The sequence below is a fragment of the Stenotrophomonas indicatrix genome (assembly GCA_041545745.1).
Classification (GTDB): Bacteria; Pseudomonadota; Gammaproteobacteria; order Xanthomonadales; family Xanthomonadaceae; genus Stenotrophomonas; species Stenotrophomonas indicatrix_A.
Genome location: CP168152.1, coordinates 1458269 through 1471701, shown reverse-complemented (window position 1 = coordinate 1471701; position 13433 = coordinate 1458269). Strand labels below are relative to the sequence as shown.

Sequence of the window (13433 nt, the reverse complement as noted above, 5' to 3'; positions counted from 1 at the left end):
CGCCACCGCGCCCCGCCCCTTGCGGCGGGGCGCATCCTTGTGCAACCCGGCTCCAGCGTTCGTCGCTGATTACCGGCCCTTTGGGTCGGGCCGATGATGGACGTACTCGACAACCGCGCCATCCGGGTGAACCGCGTTGAATGCCGCGCCTGTGGGAACGACTTGCAAAGGAAATATGATCTTTGCGCCGGCAGCCATCAGCTTGTCGTAGTAAGGCTGTACGTCATCGACCAAGAGCGTGCCCGTGGTCGACGTGAAAGGTGCCAATGTTTTGGGCGTTCCCTCAATCAGCAGGAACGCACCGACCATCGCCAGACGCAAACCCGCTTCGGGGAACGGAAAGCCACCATCGGCTGCCACGCCTTGGAGTTCTTCATAGAAACGCACGCTGCGCTCAAGCTCCCCCGGCCCGACGAACACTCGGATCAGCACGCGCGGTACGCGCTGTTGCGAGGTGTCGTTGCGGTCGCGCCAGAGGTGGTCGAAGTTGCGAGGTTCGGTCATGTCATTCACCAAAAACGATTGCATCCAGTTCCTTCTGGACTTGTACCAGAAGCTGTTGGACTTTGCGTTTGTCCTCGCCGGCATAAGCCAGCGTCAGCAACGTGAGCGGATGCACGTCCATGACCTCGCACAGCTTGGTCAGCTTGTGCATGGTCGGGCTTTTGAGGTCGCGCTCCAGCAAACTCAGGTAGGTACGGCTGGAGACATCGGAGAACGCTTCCTGGCTTAAGCCGCGCGCTTTCCTGACCGTCCGTATTGCCGTCGCCAATGAGTGTTTCGCTGCCACCTATGGTTTTCCTTACAAAACCAAGATGACATCCGATTGCGCACTATAGAGCTACAAACTATAGTGCGCATTTAGTGCTGTTCTACGCTTTCGTGCCTTTACGGAAATCCGCATCTGCGGATGGCTCCAAATTCAGGGAACCGCATCCGTGTCTTTCCGGCTTTCCACAATTCCGCTTGTGCACTTCCGTTCTTCTACGGATGCGATGGATTGCGTTTCCGTGCTTGCGCACGGATGCGCGGACACGGTTCGGCGGTTCTGCGCTTCGGCACAAAAGCGCATCCGCGCGTCCTCGGTTTTGTGGGAATTCCGAATATGACCCTGCCGCTTGTCACCGCCGACGAACGCGCCCGGCTGCTGGCCCACGGCGCGGCACGCGCTGCCGGCCAGTCCATCGACCCGTTGCCCGTGGTGCGGATCTTCACGCCGGACGCGCATGTGATCTGGCTGCTGGTGGCGCTCGATCCTGCGGATGGCGATTCGGCCTACGGCCTGATCGACCTTGGCATCGGGATGCCTGCACTGGGAACGGTCAAGCTGTCCGACCTGGCCGGCATCGTCGGCCCGCGCAAGATGCCGGTGCGGCGAGATCGGTATTTCCAGGCGGTGCGCCCGCTGTCGGAGTATGTCCGACTGGCACAGGAAAGCGGCTCGATCTCGGACTGACCGAGCCCTGCGCAACCCATCCAGCCGGGGTGCATTGTGACTATTTCCGTCTTACTCAAGACCGTGCAGGTCTCAATCCGCATTCTTGCACCGAAGCGGTGCGACTCTGCTGGAAACAGTCACGATCTTTGACGCGGGCTGCGGCACGGTGTCCAGTGCTGCGCACCATTTCCTGGCGGTGCAGCCGTCGCATTCAGACGATTTTCGCGATGCACCGGAGCCAATCGGTCTTGACACCAGAAGACGCAACCTAACCCGATAACGATGACGTTTTGATGTTGAACCGATAGCTCCCACACATCGAAAACCGTGGCGACGTTCCTGCTGACTGACAGGAGGTTGCGTCATGGCTGGCCCGAGCGCTGAACACTGGTATCCGACAGCCGCGTATCTCTACACGCTGCACCTCGACGGCCCGGCGCTGGCGTGGGAATACCTGCGCCGCCACCCCGACTACCGCTACGACTGGCTGCGCCGTCGCCGCCGGCCGAACGCAGCACAGCGCTGGGGCCTGCGCCTGTGGGAAGATCCGGCCCTGGACGCACGCGACGCGCATCCGGCCTGGTTTCCCGATCACGACGCCGTGGTGCAGCTTTATCCCGATGCCGATCCGCCGCCCGATGCCTATGCCTTCGAGTTCTGGCGCCTCCCCGGTCGCAAACACTTGATCCACGATGGCAAGCGCCTGGTGCTGGTGTCGCACTGGCCCGGCTGCTGCATGCGGCTTGTGCTGGCGCCGGGCCTGGAAGACGGCATGGCCTACCTCTACGCCACCCGCGCTTGCGATACACCCTGCGCACGCTATCGCGCGCTCGCGGCCGGGCTGGATGCCTTGGCCGTGGCGAGCGTAGCTGCGCCTGCCGCAGCGGTCCGTTCCCGGCCCTCGCCCGCGGCGGTGCTGGGACTGAACACCTTGCAGGCGCTTGACGCGACCCTGGCGGGCGCATCCTTGCGCGAGGTTGCCGAAGGATTGTTCGGTGAGAATGCCGTCGCCGCCGACTGGCACAAGGACAGCGCCTTGCGTGCCCGCGTGCGGCGGCTGGTGCGTCGCGGCGAGGCGCTGATGCGCGGCGGCTATCGCAGCCTGGCGCAGCTTCCGCCAGTTGCATCGCATTAGGGGGACGTTTCACGCACCCTGCAATTCGTCCCTTAGCAGGAAGCCTCGCTTTCTTGAAAGTGCCTCTATCCGGCTGCGTGGTGTGGCCGGGCTTGATGGAGGACCATCCCATGCGACCTGCTCCCTTGCGGCCTGCCGCCGCTGCTGTCGCTGCGCCCGCGCAGCCCCAACGCTACCTCACCAACGACGAGGCCGCCGAGTATCTGCGCCTCAGCCCTCGCACGCTGGAGAAGCAGCGCGTGATCGGTGGTGGCCCGAAGTTCCGCAAGTTCGGGCGGCGCGTCATGTACGCCGTGAGCGACCTCGATGCCTGGGCCGATGCCCGCAGCTACGAGGCCACGTCCGATCCCGAATACGCCGAGAACCATTCGGCCGACAGCCGTGCGCGCTGATCGGCGCATCGCCGGTGGCCATCGCCATGTCCAGCCCGCCAGGGCAAGCCTTGCCACAGCGCGAACAGCTCGACCTGTTCCGCGCGTTGCCGGGCGACATGGCACCGCGCGACAGCCAGGACTTGATGGCCTTTCCGTTCTTCTCGCTCGCCAAGTCGCGACGCACCGCCCCGATCGACTTCCGCGCGGGCGGCATCACCATCCGGGTGGAGGGCACGGCCGAGCATGGCATCGCCACCATCTGGGATGCCGACGTGTTGATTTGGGCCGCCTCGCAGATCGTGGAAGCGCGCGACGCGGGCATTCGCCCGTCGCGCTGGATACGCGCCACGCCCTACGAGATCCTGCGCTTCATCGGACGCGGCACGTCGCTCAACGACTACCAGCGCCTGAAAGCCGCGCTCGACCGGCTGCAATCGACCAGCGTGGCGACTTCCATCCGCGAAACCACCGGGCGGCGCCTGCACCGCTTTTCGTGGATCAACGAGTGGAAGGAACTGGCCGACGCCAGCGGCGTGCCGCTGGGCCTCGAATTGATCCTGCCGGATTGGTTCTACGCGGGCGTGGTGGACGCCGCCCTGGTGCTGACCATCGACCCCGCGTACTTCCGCCTCAAAGGCGGCATCGAACGCTGGCTGTACCGCCTCGTGCGCAAGCACGGCGGCAAGCAGCCGGACGGCTGGCAGTTCGACTTCCGGCACCTGCACCGCAAGTCGGGCAGCGCGGCACGCTTCTCGGACTTCGCCTACGACCTGCGCGCCTTAGTGGCGCGGCAGTCGCTGCCCGGCTACGTCCTGGGCATCGAGGCGATGCCGGACGAAGGATTGGAACTGCTGACCTTCCGGCCCGTGCTGCATACGGCACGGGGATAACTACGGTAAAGCCTGTGGACGGCCTCGTGCTATCAGGAGTACCGGGTATCGTGCTATCAGGAGTACGCCTATCGTGCTATCAGGAGTACGAAAACGCCGGAAAGCCAATAACGGCGCGGGTTTGCGTTCCCTCTAACTTACCTAACTATAAATCTCTAACTTTTAGTAGAAGCGCGCCGTTTCGGTGGACAACTGCCGAACGGTACGGCGAACAGCGTTTCGCATGGCAGGCAAAGCCTGGCTTTCCAGCATGGAGGGCCACGCAATGATCGTCGCCTTGCTCAACCAGAAAGGCGGCGTCGGCAAGACCACGCTCGCCACGCACATTGCCGGCGAACTGGCGATGCGCGGACAGTCGGTCATCCTGCTGGATGCCGACCCGCAAGGTTCATCGCTGGACTGGACGCAGCGCAGAAGCCAGCAAGGCTTGCCACGGCTGTTCAGCGCCGTGGGCCTGGCCCGCGAAACGCTGCATCAGGAAGCGCCAGAACTCGCCCGCCGCGCAGATCACGTCATCATCGACGGGCCGCCGCGCATCGCCGCCTTGGCGCGCTCCGCGCTGCTGGCGGCCGAGCGCGTGCTGATCCCGGTGCAGCCCAGCCCCTACGACTTGTGGGCCAGTGCCGAGATGGTGGCGCTGATCCGTGAGGCCCAGGTGTTCCGGCCTGCGCTGCACGCGGCCTTCGTCATCAACCGGCGCGTCAGCACCACGGTGATTGGTCGGGAGGCGCGGCAGTCGCTGGCCGAACAGCCGCTGCCGGCGCTGCGCGCCGAAGTGCGCCAGCGCATCGTCTTCGCCGACAGCGTGGCCGCTGGCCGACTCGCACGCGAGACGGCGCCCGACAGCGCCGCCGCGCGCGAAATCACTGCGCTGGTGGACGAACTGCTGCGGTGGCCGACATGACAGCGAAGCCACCACGCAGCAAGCGCGTCGGTATCGGTGCGCGCCCGCCCGCGAATCCGCACGCCGAAGCGTGGATTCGCCAAGGCGACGCCGATGCGCTCAACAAGGGCGACCTCTACACCGCGCGCCTGACCCTCGACATTACGCCCGCCATGCGGGCGCGCATCAAGGTTTCGGCCTTCACGCGGGGCGTGACCGTGGCCGAACTGCTGCGCGCTTTGCTGGAGCGGGAGTTTCCCGAAAACCGCACGGAGAACATCCCATGAACGTATCCGCTGCACCCGCCGAGAACGCGGCCACGGCTGCCGCATCGCCTCCGGCTGCGCCGTCGCTTGTGGTACTCGCCGGCGAGGCCGGCAACGTGCCGCTGACCCGCGTATCGCTGGCCTACATCGAACCGCGCTTCAAGCTCTACCTGCGCTTCGGCGAACCGGCGCGCACGCTCCAGCTCGACCGCTGGCGGCGCTGCGCGGTGTTCCTGCCGGGCGCGATGTTCTGCCGCATCCGCTGGCAGGCCAACGACTACGGCACGATCCGCTGGCAGTTGATGGTGATGCAGGCTGGCACGCCGCTGGATGCCTTGCAGTGCATCCCCGGCGTGCGGCCCGGTGCGCGCTTGCTGCTGCACGCCGAGGGTGACGCCAGCGTGCGCGCCGTGCTGGAGCGCATCGACGCCATCGAGGCGCTGGGGACCGCGCCCTCCGCCGTCTCGCCCGCGTACTGGCGCACGCTGGGCAACCGGCTCGCGGCGCGCCTGCCGCTGCCCGAATACAGCATCGAACGGCACGCCGCTTGGCTGGCCGGAAGGACCCTCCCATGACCAGCATTTCTACGACCGGCTCCGCGCCGCGTCCTCGCTCGCGCTGGCGCGCTCGCTTCGTGCTGGCGGGTCTGACCGCCTGCGGCCTCGCTGCGCTGGCCTGGGCGGCTTTCGTGTCGCCGCTGCCGCGCCTGACATACAACCCATCCGACAGCGTGGCGGTCGGCTGGTATCGCATCGAACCGTTCGACCCGCGCACCGCCTCGCTGCCACGTCCGTTGTCCGTGGACAGTATCGTGCTGGTGCCGCTGCCAGCCGAGGCCGCCGCACTGGCTGCGCAGCGCGGCTACCTGCCGACGCGCGTTCCGCTGCTCAAACGTGTGGGCGCCGTCGCACCGCAACACGTTTGCATCGTCGCTGGTCAGATACGCATCGACGGCGTGCCTTCGGCCGCCGTGCTGCATGCCGACCGGCTGGGCCGGCCGCTGCCATCCTGGCCGCAATGCCGCCGCCTTGCCCCTGGCGAACTGTTCCTGTTGAGCGTGACGAATCCGGCGTCATTCGACAGCCGCTACTTCGGCCCGGTTAGCGCATCCGCCGTGATCGGCGTCGCGCATCCGGTTTGGCTGGAGACACACCCATGATGGCCGCCGATTCGCTTCACGTTGCCGCGCATCCCATCGTGCCATCGGGCGTGTCGTTCCGGCTGCTGCTGCCGTGTCGTCGCGCGTGCAGTGCGAGCGCATCTGCGCCGCACTTCGCGCAACATCCGGCGCAGCCGTCCAACGTGCAGGCGTCTTGCCTTGAACACGCCCGGCCTGCGGCCATTGGCGGATTCACCGGCGCGCTGGCTGCAAGCAGCACAGCGCCGCCGGGCCGCCGACGCCCGGAGCGAGAGCGAGGGGCAAAGGCGGAAGGCAAGACAAAAGGACGCGGCACCGGGCCGCGTCGAAAGCCTGTCTGCACGTGGGGTTGGCGCAGCACGGAGCGGCTTCGCCGCCGTGCCGCTTGTGGCGCGAGGCCCGCGCCAATGCAGGCATGTCCGCGTGCTTCGCACGACCAGACACGCCGGAGCTTGCAGGGAGCACAGCCATGACCGACCGCCGCGACGACGATTTCCGCATCCGCCCCAGCGCCCCGAAGAACCGGGGCAAGGGCCATGATCAGAGTTTCGTTTCCAAGGTGCTCAAGCAGGCCGGCAAGGCCAGCGGCGGCAAGTCCTCGGTGCGCCGTCCGGTGTCGGCGCGTGGCACCGGCCAGAGGCCCGGCTCGCGCCTCGGGCGCGGCCACACGGCGGCGCGCTTCGCGGGGGCGAAGCTCACTCCCATGTCGCGGCGCGTGACCATCAAGACGCTGCTGGTCAACCAGCGCCAGGCCAGCCCGCAGTCGCTCGCCAAGCACCTGCGCTACATCGAGCGCGACGGCGTGGGCCGCGATGGCGAACCGGGCCAAGCCTACGGGCCGCAGACCGATGCCGCCGACCTCGACGCCTTCAAGGAACGCTGCGCCGATGACCGGCACCATTTCCGCTTCATCCTCTCGCCCGAGGACGGCGCGGAGCTGGAAGACCTGCGCACCTACACGCGGCACCTCATGGGCCGCATGGAGGCTGACCTGGGCACGGGCCTTGATTGGGTGGCCGTCAACCACTGGAACACCGACAACCCGCACACGCACATCGTCGTGCGCGGGCGCGGGCGCGATGACACCGGCAAAGACCTCATCATCGCGGGCGACTACATCGCGCACGGCTTCCGCCATCGCGCCGCCGAACTGGCGACCGAATGGCTGGGGCCACGCACCGAGCTGGAGATCCAGCAGACCTTGCAGCGCGAGGTGGAGCAAGAGCGGTGGACGAGCCTGGATCGCACCCTGCAACGCGAGGCCGGCGAGGCCGGCCGAGTGCAGATCGAACGCTTCAACGAACCGCGACTGCAACGCCAGCGCCTGTTGCTGGTTGGCCGGCTGCAACGCTTGCAGCGCCTGGGCCTGGCCGACGAAATGCAGCCCGGCACCTGGGCCGTCCACGCCGACGCGGAAAAGACCCTGCGCGTCCTGGGCGAGCGTGGCGACATCATTCGTACCATGCAACGGGCCATGCGCGGCGAGCCGCGCGAGTTGGCGGTGTTCGAGCCGGGCGACGACGGCCGAACCATTCTGGGCCGCGTGGCCGCAAAGGGGCTGGCCGACGAGCTGCGCGACCGGGGCTATCTGGTCATCGACGGCGTGGATGGCAAGGCCCACTACGTCGCGCTGAACGCCCGCGACGAGCTGGCGAACTATCCGGTCGGCGCCGTGGTGGAGGTGAAGGGATCGGCCGACGTGCGCGCGGCCGACAGGAACATCGCCGCGCTGGCGAGCGATGGCCTGTACCGCGCCAATCACCACCTGGCCATCGAACAGGGCCGGGCCAAGGCCGGACGCGACCCACAGGAGGTTGTCGCGGCCCACGTCCGCCGGCTGGAAGCCCTGCGCCGGGCCGGCGTCGTGGAGCGCGTGGCCGATGGGCTATGGAAGGTGCCGGACGACCTGGTCGAACGTGGTCGCCAGTACGACGCGCAACGGCTGGGCGGCGTGGTGGTGGAGTTGAAATCACACCTGCCCATCGAGCGACAAGCCCGTGTGATCGGCGCGACCTGGCTGGATCAGCAGTTGATCGGTGGCGGCAAGGGGCTCGGTGATTTGGGCTTTGGTGGCGAGGTCAAGAACACCTTGCAACAGCGTGCCGACTTCCTCGCCGAGCAGGGGCTGGCCGAGCGGCGGGGACAGCGTGTGATCCTCGCCCGGAACCTGCTGGGCACGCTACGTAACCGGGAGTTGGCGCAGGCCGCCAAGGACATTACCGCCGACACCGGCCTGGAGCATCGACCCGTCGCCGACGGTCAGCGCGTGGCCGGCATCTACCGGCGTTCCGTCACGCTCGCCAGTGGGCGCTACGCGATGCTGGACGACGGCATGGGCTTCTCGCTGGTGCCGTGGCTGCCAGTGATCGAACAGCGGCTGGGGCAGCAGATCGCCGCGACCATGCGTAGCGGTGGCGTGTCCTGGGAGATTGGGAGGCGGCGTGGGCCAACCGTTGGTTGAAACGGTGTGTATTCAAGCGAGCAAATGCACCTTAGCCTGGACCGTCGCTCGCAGCCGCGAGCAGCGGCACCAGGATGTCGCTGATCGGCGTCGGAACGCAATGAACCCGGCGGCGACGCACGATCATGCCGTGCGGATATCCCATTCGAGTGGCCGTCCTGCTTCCCGATCCGTGAGGATGGAGGTGCTCATGTCCGCCGGTGCCGCCTGGAATTTTTCGAGAATCTCCTGCGGCACTTCGTCGCCGAGTTCGGCGCCTTCAGCCCGGGCCACGGCCAGGCATTCTCGCGCATAGGCAAGGGTCAGGCCAGCGATATCAGATCGGCTGAATATGCCCGAACGGCGGTGCGTGAGCGCCATTAGGCCTGCTACCGCGTTCTGCAATAGCTTGCGCCAAGCCAGGGCGCTGAAGTTTTCGGCCAAGTCCACGGCGCACCGCGTCCCTTGAAGTGCCTGTGCCGGAAACCATACGACAGCGGGAACGATGTCCCCGCGTGGCAAGTGTGATCGAACTATTTCCGCCTGTTCGATCCCATTCTGCAAAACACGCACAACGGTTTGCGGCCCGACCAGCGTGGCCAGCCAGTCTGCTGCCGCCTCAATCTGCGTGGCTTTGACTGCCAGAAACACAAGATCAGCCGTGCGAGTGATCTGCTTCTGACTCGTCCGATCCGGCCCTACAGCGCACGGCCCGGCTGGCGTCCCTCGACCAGCACGACGGGATCGAACTATGAGTCAGTACCGCCTCAATCTGTTCATCCAGCATGAGCACGCCAAGCGCCTGGATCGCCTCTCGCGCCAAGCCGAACGCCTGGAGCGCGAGGCCCCCCAACTGAATGTCTGGAAGCGGCTGGCCGAAGGGCTCAGTCTCGCTGGCGCAAACGCCGGCGAAGAAAGAACGGCTCAGCAAACGCCGGAGCCACTGTCGAGCGCGTCGAGCAGGATGACAGGCAACGCTACATCATGCTGCGGCTAAGAGCAGCTAACAAAACCATGTCATCGTCACACGCTTTGCCGGTGCACTACGGCAGCATGCGCGCCGGTACCAGTTCCAGCGCGCGCAGCTTGGGCTCCTCATAGACCGAGTCCTCGGCCGGATAGCGCAGCCCTGGAACCTGCGCAGCCTTGGCGCTGGCCCAGACGACGCTTTCGCCCGCCGGCAAGGTATCGATCTGCACGGTGTAGATCGGATCCTCGAAGGCGGCTTTGGCGGCTATGAAAGCCCACCCTCGCTCCCGGAAAGCCGCGATCAACTCCCCAAGCGCGGCGGCGTTGATCCTGCTCGTGTGCAGCAGCATCACATGGGCAGGGCTGCGGCCGAGGACCCGCCGGGCCAGACCATCGTAGTAGGCGGCACGGTCCAGCAGATGCTCGATGTACGCTGCCTTCACACGATCGGCCTTGTCGGCGTTTCCTTCGTTCAGCCAGGCTGCATAGACCTGGTTGTAGTACCAGTCGCTCGCGTCGATCGAAACCGGTGCTGCCCGGTAGCCTGCGGCCTGCATCCAGAGTCGCATGCCGTCCCGCTTCGCGAGCGTGTTGCCTTCCTTGAGATACGGAAAGCGCAGCATCTTCGTCCAGCCAGGGAGTCGGCTCAGCACCGCGTCGGCCTCCTCGACATCGCCGATGAAATCCGCGAGCGGCACTTGGGGCGATCCCAGGCTGCGGTGCCGGGACGTATGGTTGCCGACCGCGTGGCCCGCGCGCGCCCAGTCCCGGATGAGATCCAGTCCCTGCGCCCGGCCGGTGCGCACAAGTGTGGGAAACACCATGGACGTCACGCCTGCATCGCGGAGCGTCTCCAGGATCTGCCGGTTCCACGACGGGGCCGCGGGCTCCTTCAGGGGATCGAGCCCGTCGTCGAATGTCAGCGCCACGGTCTGGGCCTGGACGCAGCACGATCCGAGAAAGATGAGAAGCGCGGCAAGCGCGCGGCGCAATGCAGTCATCGCGATGCCCGTCTCAATGGTCGATGGCTGGCAGAAGCCGAAGCAGCTCGTCGCGCGCACGCAGGCCCGCATTGGGCTTGATAGCCTGCTCGTCCTGGATCAGGCGCGCAAATGCCAGCCTTCGCGCGCCCTTGGTCGCCCAGCCCACGTACCAGCCATAAGCGCGGCTTGCGTCATAGCGGTTGTCGCGGCCCGGCGAGCCGGTGCCCGTCTTGCCATGCACGGCCCAGCCGTCGACCGGTGCACCGTAGTTCGCGATGAGGGCGGTCATGTCGAAGGCATGCGCACTCACCGGCAACTGGCGGCGCACGATCTTGCGCATGAACGCAAGCTGTTCCTTAGGGGAGATGCGCAGTGAACTCATCACCCAGGCGCCGTTCTGTCCAGGATCATCGACCGGCACGGCAGAGACATCGGCATTGCCGTATTGAAAGGCCTTCACATACTGCGCGAAGCGCTCCTGCCCCACGCGCTTCACGACCTGCTGTGAGTACCAGAAGACGGAGTCCCTGATCCATGTGGTTGGCGTGATGTCGCGCCGCCAGGCATCACCACCCCAATCCGGATATCCCGTTTGATACGTCAAGGCAGGCTGTGCAGCATCCTTCAGCACGCCTGCGTCGTAGCCCATGAGGCTGATGGCCAGCTTGAAAGTCGAGGCAGGCGTCACGCGCCCGGAGCAGGCGGAGCCGCGCTGCAGAAGCACCCTGCCGGAATCGGCATCGGCGATCAGCGTGCACAGCTCATGCGCGGTCGCGAAAGGCGCTGAAAAAAGGAAGACCACTGATACCGCAGCGACCTGGAGGACGCGATTGCACATGTTGTTTGTTTCCGAAGGAAGGGAGAGGAGTACTGATAGGAGTTTGACGCTGTGGGGGTCGAAACAAGAACAAAGAAATCAGCGCCGCGCTGTTTAAGAAGTCGGCAACGCCACCAACGTCAGCATGGCGTTCTATCTCTATGGCGACGACGCCAAGCAGCGCGCTGCATCGAGCGAACCCAAGTGGCGAGACTGGTTCAACGAGGCTTTCAAGAAATCTTGAGCGCGCCGCCTGGCCAAGAGCAGCAATAGCGGCTTGGCGCAGGCAGCGCAGAGCATTGGCATGAATAGCGGCGCAAGTGTCCCGATTCCCATCACTCCAGATAGCGCCTGGCGAATAGCACCTCTGCGCGCAGGGCTTTGGCGCGCTCCGTCATGTTTAGACGCTCCAGTTCCATCGCCGCGCGCTCGCGCTCATCAATCTCTATCAACAGCACTTGACGCACATCAGACTCGCTCAGTAGAAGTCGCTCCACTTCTGCCGATCCGGTATGGAAACGATGCTGGATAAACGCAGTCTGCTCGGCTTGGACGGGCGGCGCCTCGGCATTGTCGATTGCCGCGACGAGCACCCGGATGACCTTTGCCTCGAAGGCGTGCCTGCCCCTCATGGCAACCCGCAGATCGGCGCGCAGTCGATCCTTCACGTCCTTTCCGGCATCTATCTGCATGCCGATGTTCTCAAGCCTGTTGTTCATGTTGTGCGCTCGCTAGACACTCTCTATAATTACACATTATACCTCACTTCGTACTTAATAGGGATGTTTTAGGAATGAATGCCAGCCTTGTCACCGTCGAGCAAGCGGCCGAGCACCTGAATCTGCACCCCAAGACTGTGCTGCGCTACATCCGCGACAGACGGCTCCCGGCGACGCGCGTTGGAAAGTCCTACCGCATCGTTCGCTCCGAGCTGGATGCCTTTGCCGGCGTCCCGAGCGTCGAGTCCGAAGCTGCGACGGCAATCGTGCGGACTACCTGCATCGTTGACATCCCCCATATCCCGGGGAATGAGGCCGAGCGACTGGCAACCTTCCTCCAGTCCGCTGCCTTGTCCCGTCCTGCCGGCGCAGCGCCACTGCATCTCCAAACGGCGTTCGATCCGCTCGCCAAGAGCATGAAGGTCGTAGTGATCGGTGATCCATCCAGCGCGGCCAAGCTCTTAGAGATGTTGCAGTTTCATATGAGTAACAGCTTATGAATGACGTGGTTTATCGAAGCGCCGAGGCGGCTGCGGCTGTTGAGGGCCAATACAGACGAGTCCTGGAGCGATGGCCGGTTCCGAAGACCGAACTGCACATATCCACTCGTCAGGGTTCGACGTTCGTCGTGATCTGCGGGCCGGAAAGTGCGCCTCCCGTCGTACTGCTCCACGGCTCAATGGCCAACTCGGCTGCATGGCTACCCGATGTGGCATTGTGGTCAACGAAGTTCAGACTGTTCGCGATCGACGTGATCGGCGAGGCTGGCCTCAGTGCAAGAGTTCGGCCCGACCTTGCCAGCGACGCCCATGCGTTGTGGCTCGACGAGGTTCTCGAACGGCTGGGTTTGGTATCGGGGCAAACGCGCGTTGCCATCGTCGGCACGTCACTCGGCGGATGGCTGGCTCTTGACTATGCCAGCAGAAGGCCGGCAAGCGTTGGCGCGTTGGCGCTGATGTGTCCGTCCGGAATCGGCCGACAGAAGAATCTCCTGCTGAAGATACTGCCGCTCCTCCTGCTCGGTTCCTGGGGCAAGCGGCGAATATGGAAACTGGTGTTCGGTCCAGCTCCCAAGGTCTTGCCCCAGGAAATGCAACCGCTCGCAGAACTTATGAAAAGCGTAGGACTGGCCGCCAAGCCGCGGGTGATCCGCATTCCACAACTAACAGATGCCCAACTCCGTGAACTCGGCATGCCGATCCTGACGATCATAGGTGAGCGGGACGTCCTACTGGACTCGCGAGACACAAGGGACAGGTTGCAGCGGACCGTTCCTCACGCGGAAATCCGGTTCATCGAAGCGGGCTATCACTTTCTCCCGGACCAGGCGCCGCACGTCATGGATTTTCTGGAACGAACCACGCTGAAGTCATGAGATTGA

The 13433-nt window shown here is 65.0% G+C and carries 18 protein-coding genes; 12 read left to right on the top strand and 6 right to left on the bottom strand.

Features of this window, described 5'->3' with window-relative positions; all coding sequences use genetic code 11:
- Positions 1-69: 69 nt before the first annotated feature.
- The gene (locus ACEF39_RS06745; RefSeq protein ID WP_313459226.1) at positions 70-504 is read right to left on the bottom strand and encodes a VOC family protein; all 435 of its coding nucleotides are present in this window, start codon (positions 502-504) and stop codon (positions 70-72) included.
- Position 505: 1 nt separating this feature from the next.
- Positions 506-790 (bottom strand): helix-turn-helix domain-containing protein, encoded by a 285-nt coding sequence (locus ACEF39_RS06740; RefSeq protein WP_500287402.1) that lies wholly within the window; start codon positions 788-790, stop codon positions 506-508.
- A 210-nt stretch (positions 791-1000) separates the two neighbouring features.
- Between ACEF39_RS06740 and ACEF39_RS06735 the strand changes: the two genes are divergently transcribed.
- The 9 genes from ACEF39_RS06735 (at position 1001) to ACEF39_RS06695 (ending at position 8585) form a co-directional block, all read left to right on the top strand.
- Positions 1001-1456 (top strand): DUF2958 domain-containing protein, encoded by a 456-nt coding sequence (locus ACEF39_RS06735; RefSeq protein WP_500287401.1) that lies wholly within the window; start codon positions 1001-1003, stop codon positions 1454-1456.
- Positions 1457-1802: 346 nt separating this feature from the next.
- On the top strand, positions 1803-2573 hold the full coding sequence (locus ACEF39_RS06730; RefSeq protein WP_313459232.1) for a DUF2285 domain-containing protein: 771 nt from the start codon (positions 1803-1805) through the stop codon (positions 2571-2573).
- Positions 2574-2683: 110 nt separating this feature from the next.
- Positions 2684-2965: a helix-turn-helix transcriptional regulator gene (locus tag ACEF39_RS06725; protein WP_043291169.1), complete on the top strand. Its 282-nt coding sequence runs from the start codon at positions 2684-2686 to the stop codon at positions 2963-2965.
- Positions 2966-2979: 14 nt separating this feature from the next.
- Positions 2980-3837 carry a replication initiator protein A gene (locus ACEF39_RS06720; protein WP_500287400.1) on the top strand — a complete coding sequence of 286 codons (858 nt, stop codon included), beginning with the start codon at positions 2980-2982 and terminating at the stop codon, positions 3835-3837.
- Between the two features lie 265 nt (positions 3838-4102).
- A complete protein-coding gene (gene parA, locus ACEF39_RS06715; RefSeq protein WP_313459255.1) occupies positions 4103-4741 on the top strand; it encodes a ParA family partition ATPase in 639 nt (212 codons plus the stop codon).
- The gene (locus tag ACEF39_RS06710) at positions 4738-5007 is read left to right on the top strand and encodes a chromosome partitioning protein ParB (protein ID WP_313459258.1); all 270 of its coding nucleotides are present in this window, start codon (positions 4738-4740) and stop codon (positions 5005-5007) included. Before parA ends, ACEF39_RS06710 begins: the two co-directional genes overlap by 4 nt.
- A complete protein-coding gene (locus ACEF39_RS06705; protein ID WP_313459237.1) occupies positions 5004-5561 on the top strand; it encodes a DUF2840 domain-containing protein in 558 nt (185 codons plus the stop codon). The genes ACEF39_RS06710 and ACEF39_RS06705 overlap by 4 nt, the downstream gene beginning before the upstream one ends.
- Positions 5558-6145 carry a S26 family signal peptidase gene (locus tag ACEF39_RS06700; RefSeq protein ID WP_313459240.1) on the top strand — a complete coding sequence of 196 codons (588 nt, stop codon included), beginning with the start codon at positions 5558-5560 and terminating at the stop codon, positions 6143-6145. Before ACEF39_RS06705 ends, ACEF39_RS06700 begins: the two co-directional genes overlap by 4 nt.
- A gap of 448 nt (positions 6146-6593) precedes the next feature.
- Entirely contained in the window at positions 6594-8585 is a 1992-nt protein-coding gene (locus ACEF39_RS06695; RefSeq protein ID WP_500287399.1) for a DUF3363 domain-containing protein, read from the top strand.
- Positions 8586-8708: 123 nt separating this feature from the next.
- Here the strand turns inward: ACEF39_RS06695 and ACEF39_RS06690 are convergent, their stop codons facing one another.
- On the bottom strand, positions 8709-9215 hold the full coding sequence (locus ACEF39_RS06690; protein ID WP_425928673.1) for a 2-dehydropantoate 2-reductase N-terminal domain-containing protein: 507 nt from the start codon (positions 9213-9215) through the stop codon (positions 8709-8711).
- 100 nt (positions 9216-9315) lie between these two features.
- Between ACEF39_RS06690 and ACEF39_RS06685 the strand changes: the two genes are divergently transcribed.
- Positions 9316-9561: a hypothetical protein gene (locus ACEF39_RS06685; RefSeq protein WP_032720668.1), complete on the top strand. Its 246-nt coding sequence runs from the start codon at positions 9316-9318 to the stop codon at positions 9559-9561.
- Positions 9562-9607: 46 nt separating this feature from the next.
- Here ACEF39_RS06685 and ACEF39_RS06680 read toward each other — a convergent pair whose 3' ends face one another.
- The 3 genes from ACEF39_RS06680 to ACEF39_RS06670 all read right to left on the bottom strand — a co-directional run bounded on the left by ACEF39_RS06680 (position 9608) and on the right by ACEF39_RS06670 (position 12052).
- Positions 9608-10594: a polysaccharide deacetylase family protein gene (locus tag ACEF39_RS06680; RefSeq protein WP_500287398.1), complete on the bottom strand. Its 987-nt coding sequence runs from the start codon at positions 10592-10594 to the stop codon at positions 9608-9610.
- Positions 10548-11354, bottom strand: a complete 807-nt coding sequence (gene blaOXA / locus ACEF39_RS06675) for a class D beta-lactamase (RefSeq protein ID WP_500287397.1) — start codon at positions 11352-11354, stop codon at positions 10548-10550. Before blaOXA ends, ACEF39_RS06680 begins: the two co-directional genes overlap by 47 nt.
- 314 nt (positions 11355-11668) lie before the next feature.
- Positions 11669-12052, bottom strand: coding sequence for a GatB/YqeY domain-containing protein (locus tag ACEF39_RS06670; protein ID WP_050548614.1), 384 nt, complete (start codon positions 12050-12052; stop codon positions 11669-11671).
- A 74-nt stretch (positions 12053-12126) separates the two neighbouring features.
- Here ACEF39_RS06670 and ACEF39_RS06665 point away from each other — a divergent pair, with 74 nt between their 5' ends.
- Positions 12127-12552, top strand: coding sequence for a helix-turn-helix domain-containing protein (locus ACEF39_RS06665; protein ID WP_032720670.1), 426 nt, complete (start codon positions 12127-12129; stop codon positions 12550-12552).
- Complete coding sequence (locus tag ACEF39_RS06660) at positions 12549-13427, top strand: alpha/beta fold hydrolase (protein WP_425928667.1); 879 nt, start codon at positions 12549-12551, stop codon at positions 13425-13427. The genes ACEF39_RS06665 and ACEF39_RS06660 overlap by 4 nt, the downstream gene beginning before the upstream one ends.
- The last annotated feature ends 6 nt before the right edge of the window (positions 13428-13433 follow it).

Excerpts from the sequence above, each read along its gene's own strand:
- ACEF39_RS06670 (WP_050548614.1), bottom strand. The coding sequence starts at position 12,052 with ATGAACAACAGGCTTGAGAACATCGGCATGCAGATAGATGCCGGAAAG.
- ACEF39_RS06660 (WP_425928667.1), top strand. The coding sequence starts at position 12,549 with ATGAATGACGTGGTTTATCGAAGCGCCGAGGCGGCTGCGGCTGTTGAG.
- ACEF39_RS06695 (WP_500287399.1), top strand. The coding sequence starts at position 6,594 with ATGACCGACCGCCGCGACGACGATTTCCGCATCCGCCCCAGCGCCCCG.
- ACEF39_RS06745 (WP_313459226.1), bottom strand. The coding sequence starts at position 504 with ATGACCGAACCTCGCAACTTCGACCACCTCTGGCGCGACCGCAACGAC.
- ACEF39_RS06725 (WP_043291169.1), top strand. The coding sequence starts at position 2,684 with ATGCGACCTGCTCCCTTGCGGCCTGCCGCCGCTGCTGTCGCTGCGCCC.
- ACEF39_RS06710 (WP_313459258.1), top strand. The coding sequence starts at position 4,738 with ATGACAGCGAAGCCACCACGCAGCAAGCGCGTCGGTATCGGTGCGCGC.
- ACEF39_RS06665 (WP_032720670.1), top strand. The coding sequence starts at position 12,127 with ATGAATGCCAGCCTTGTCACCGTCGAGCAAGCGGCCGAGCACCTGAAT.
- ACEF39_RS06700 (WP_313459240.1), top strand. The coding sequence starts at position 5,558 with ATGACCAGCATTTCTACGACCGGCTCCGCGCCGCGTCCTCGCTCGCGC.
- ACEF39_RS06730 (WP_313459232.1), top strand. The coding sequence starts at position 1,803 with ATGGCTGGCCCGAGCGCTGAACACTGGTATCCGACAGCCGCGTATCTC.
- ACEF39_RS06705 (WP_313459237.1), top strand. The coding sequence starts at position 5,004 with ATGAACGTATCCGCTGCACCCGCCGAGAACGCGGCCACGGCTGCCGCA.
- blaOXA (WP_500287397.1), bottom strand. The coding sequence starts at position 11,354 with ATGTGCAATCGCGTCCTCCAGGTCGCTGCGGTATCAGTGGTCTTCCTT.
- parA (WP_313459255.1), top strand. The coding sequence starts at position 4,103 with ATGATCGTCGCCTTGCTCAACCAGAAAGGCGGCGTCGGCAAGACCACG.
- ACEF39_RS06685 (WP_032720668.1), top strand. The coding sequence starts at position 9,316 with ATGAGTCAGTACCGCCTCAATCTGTTCATCCAGCATGAGCACGCCAAG.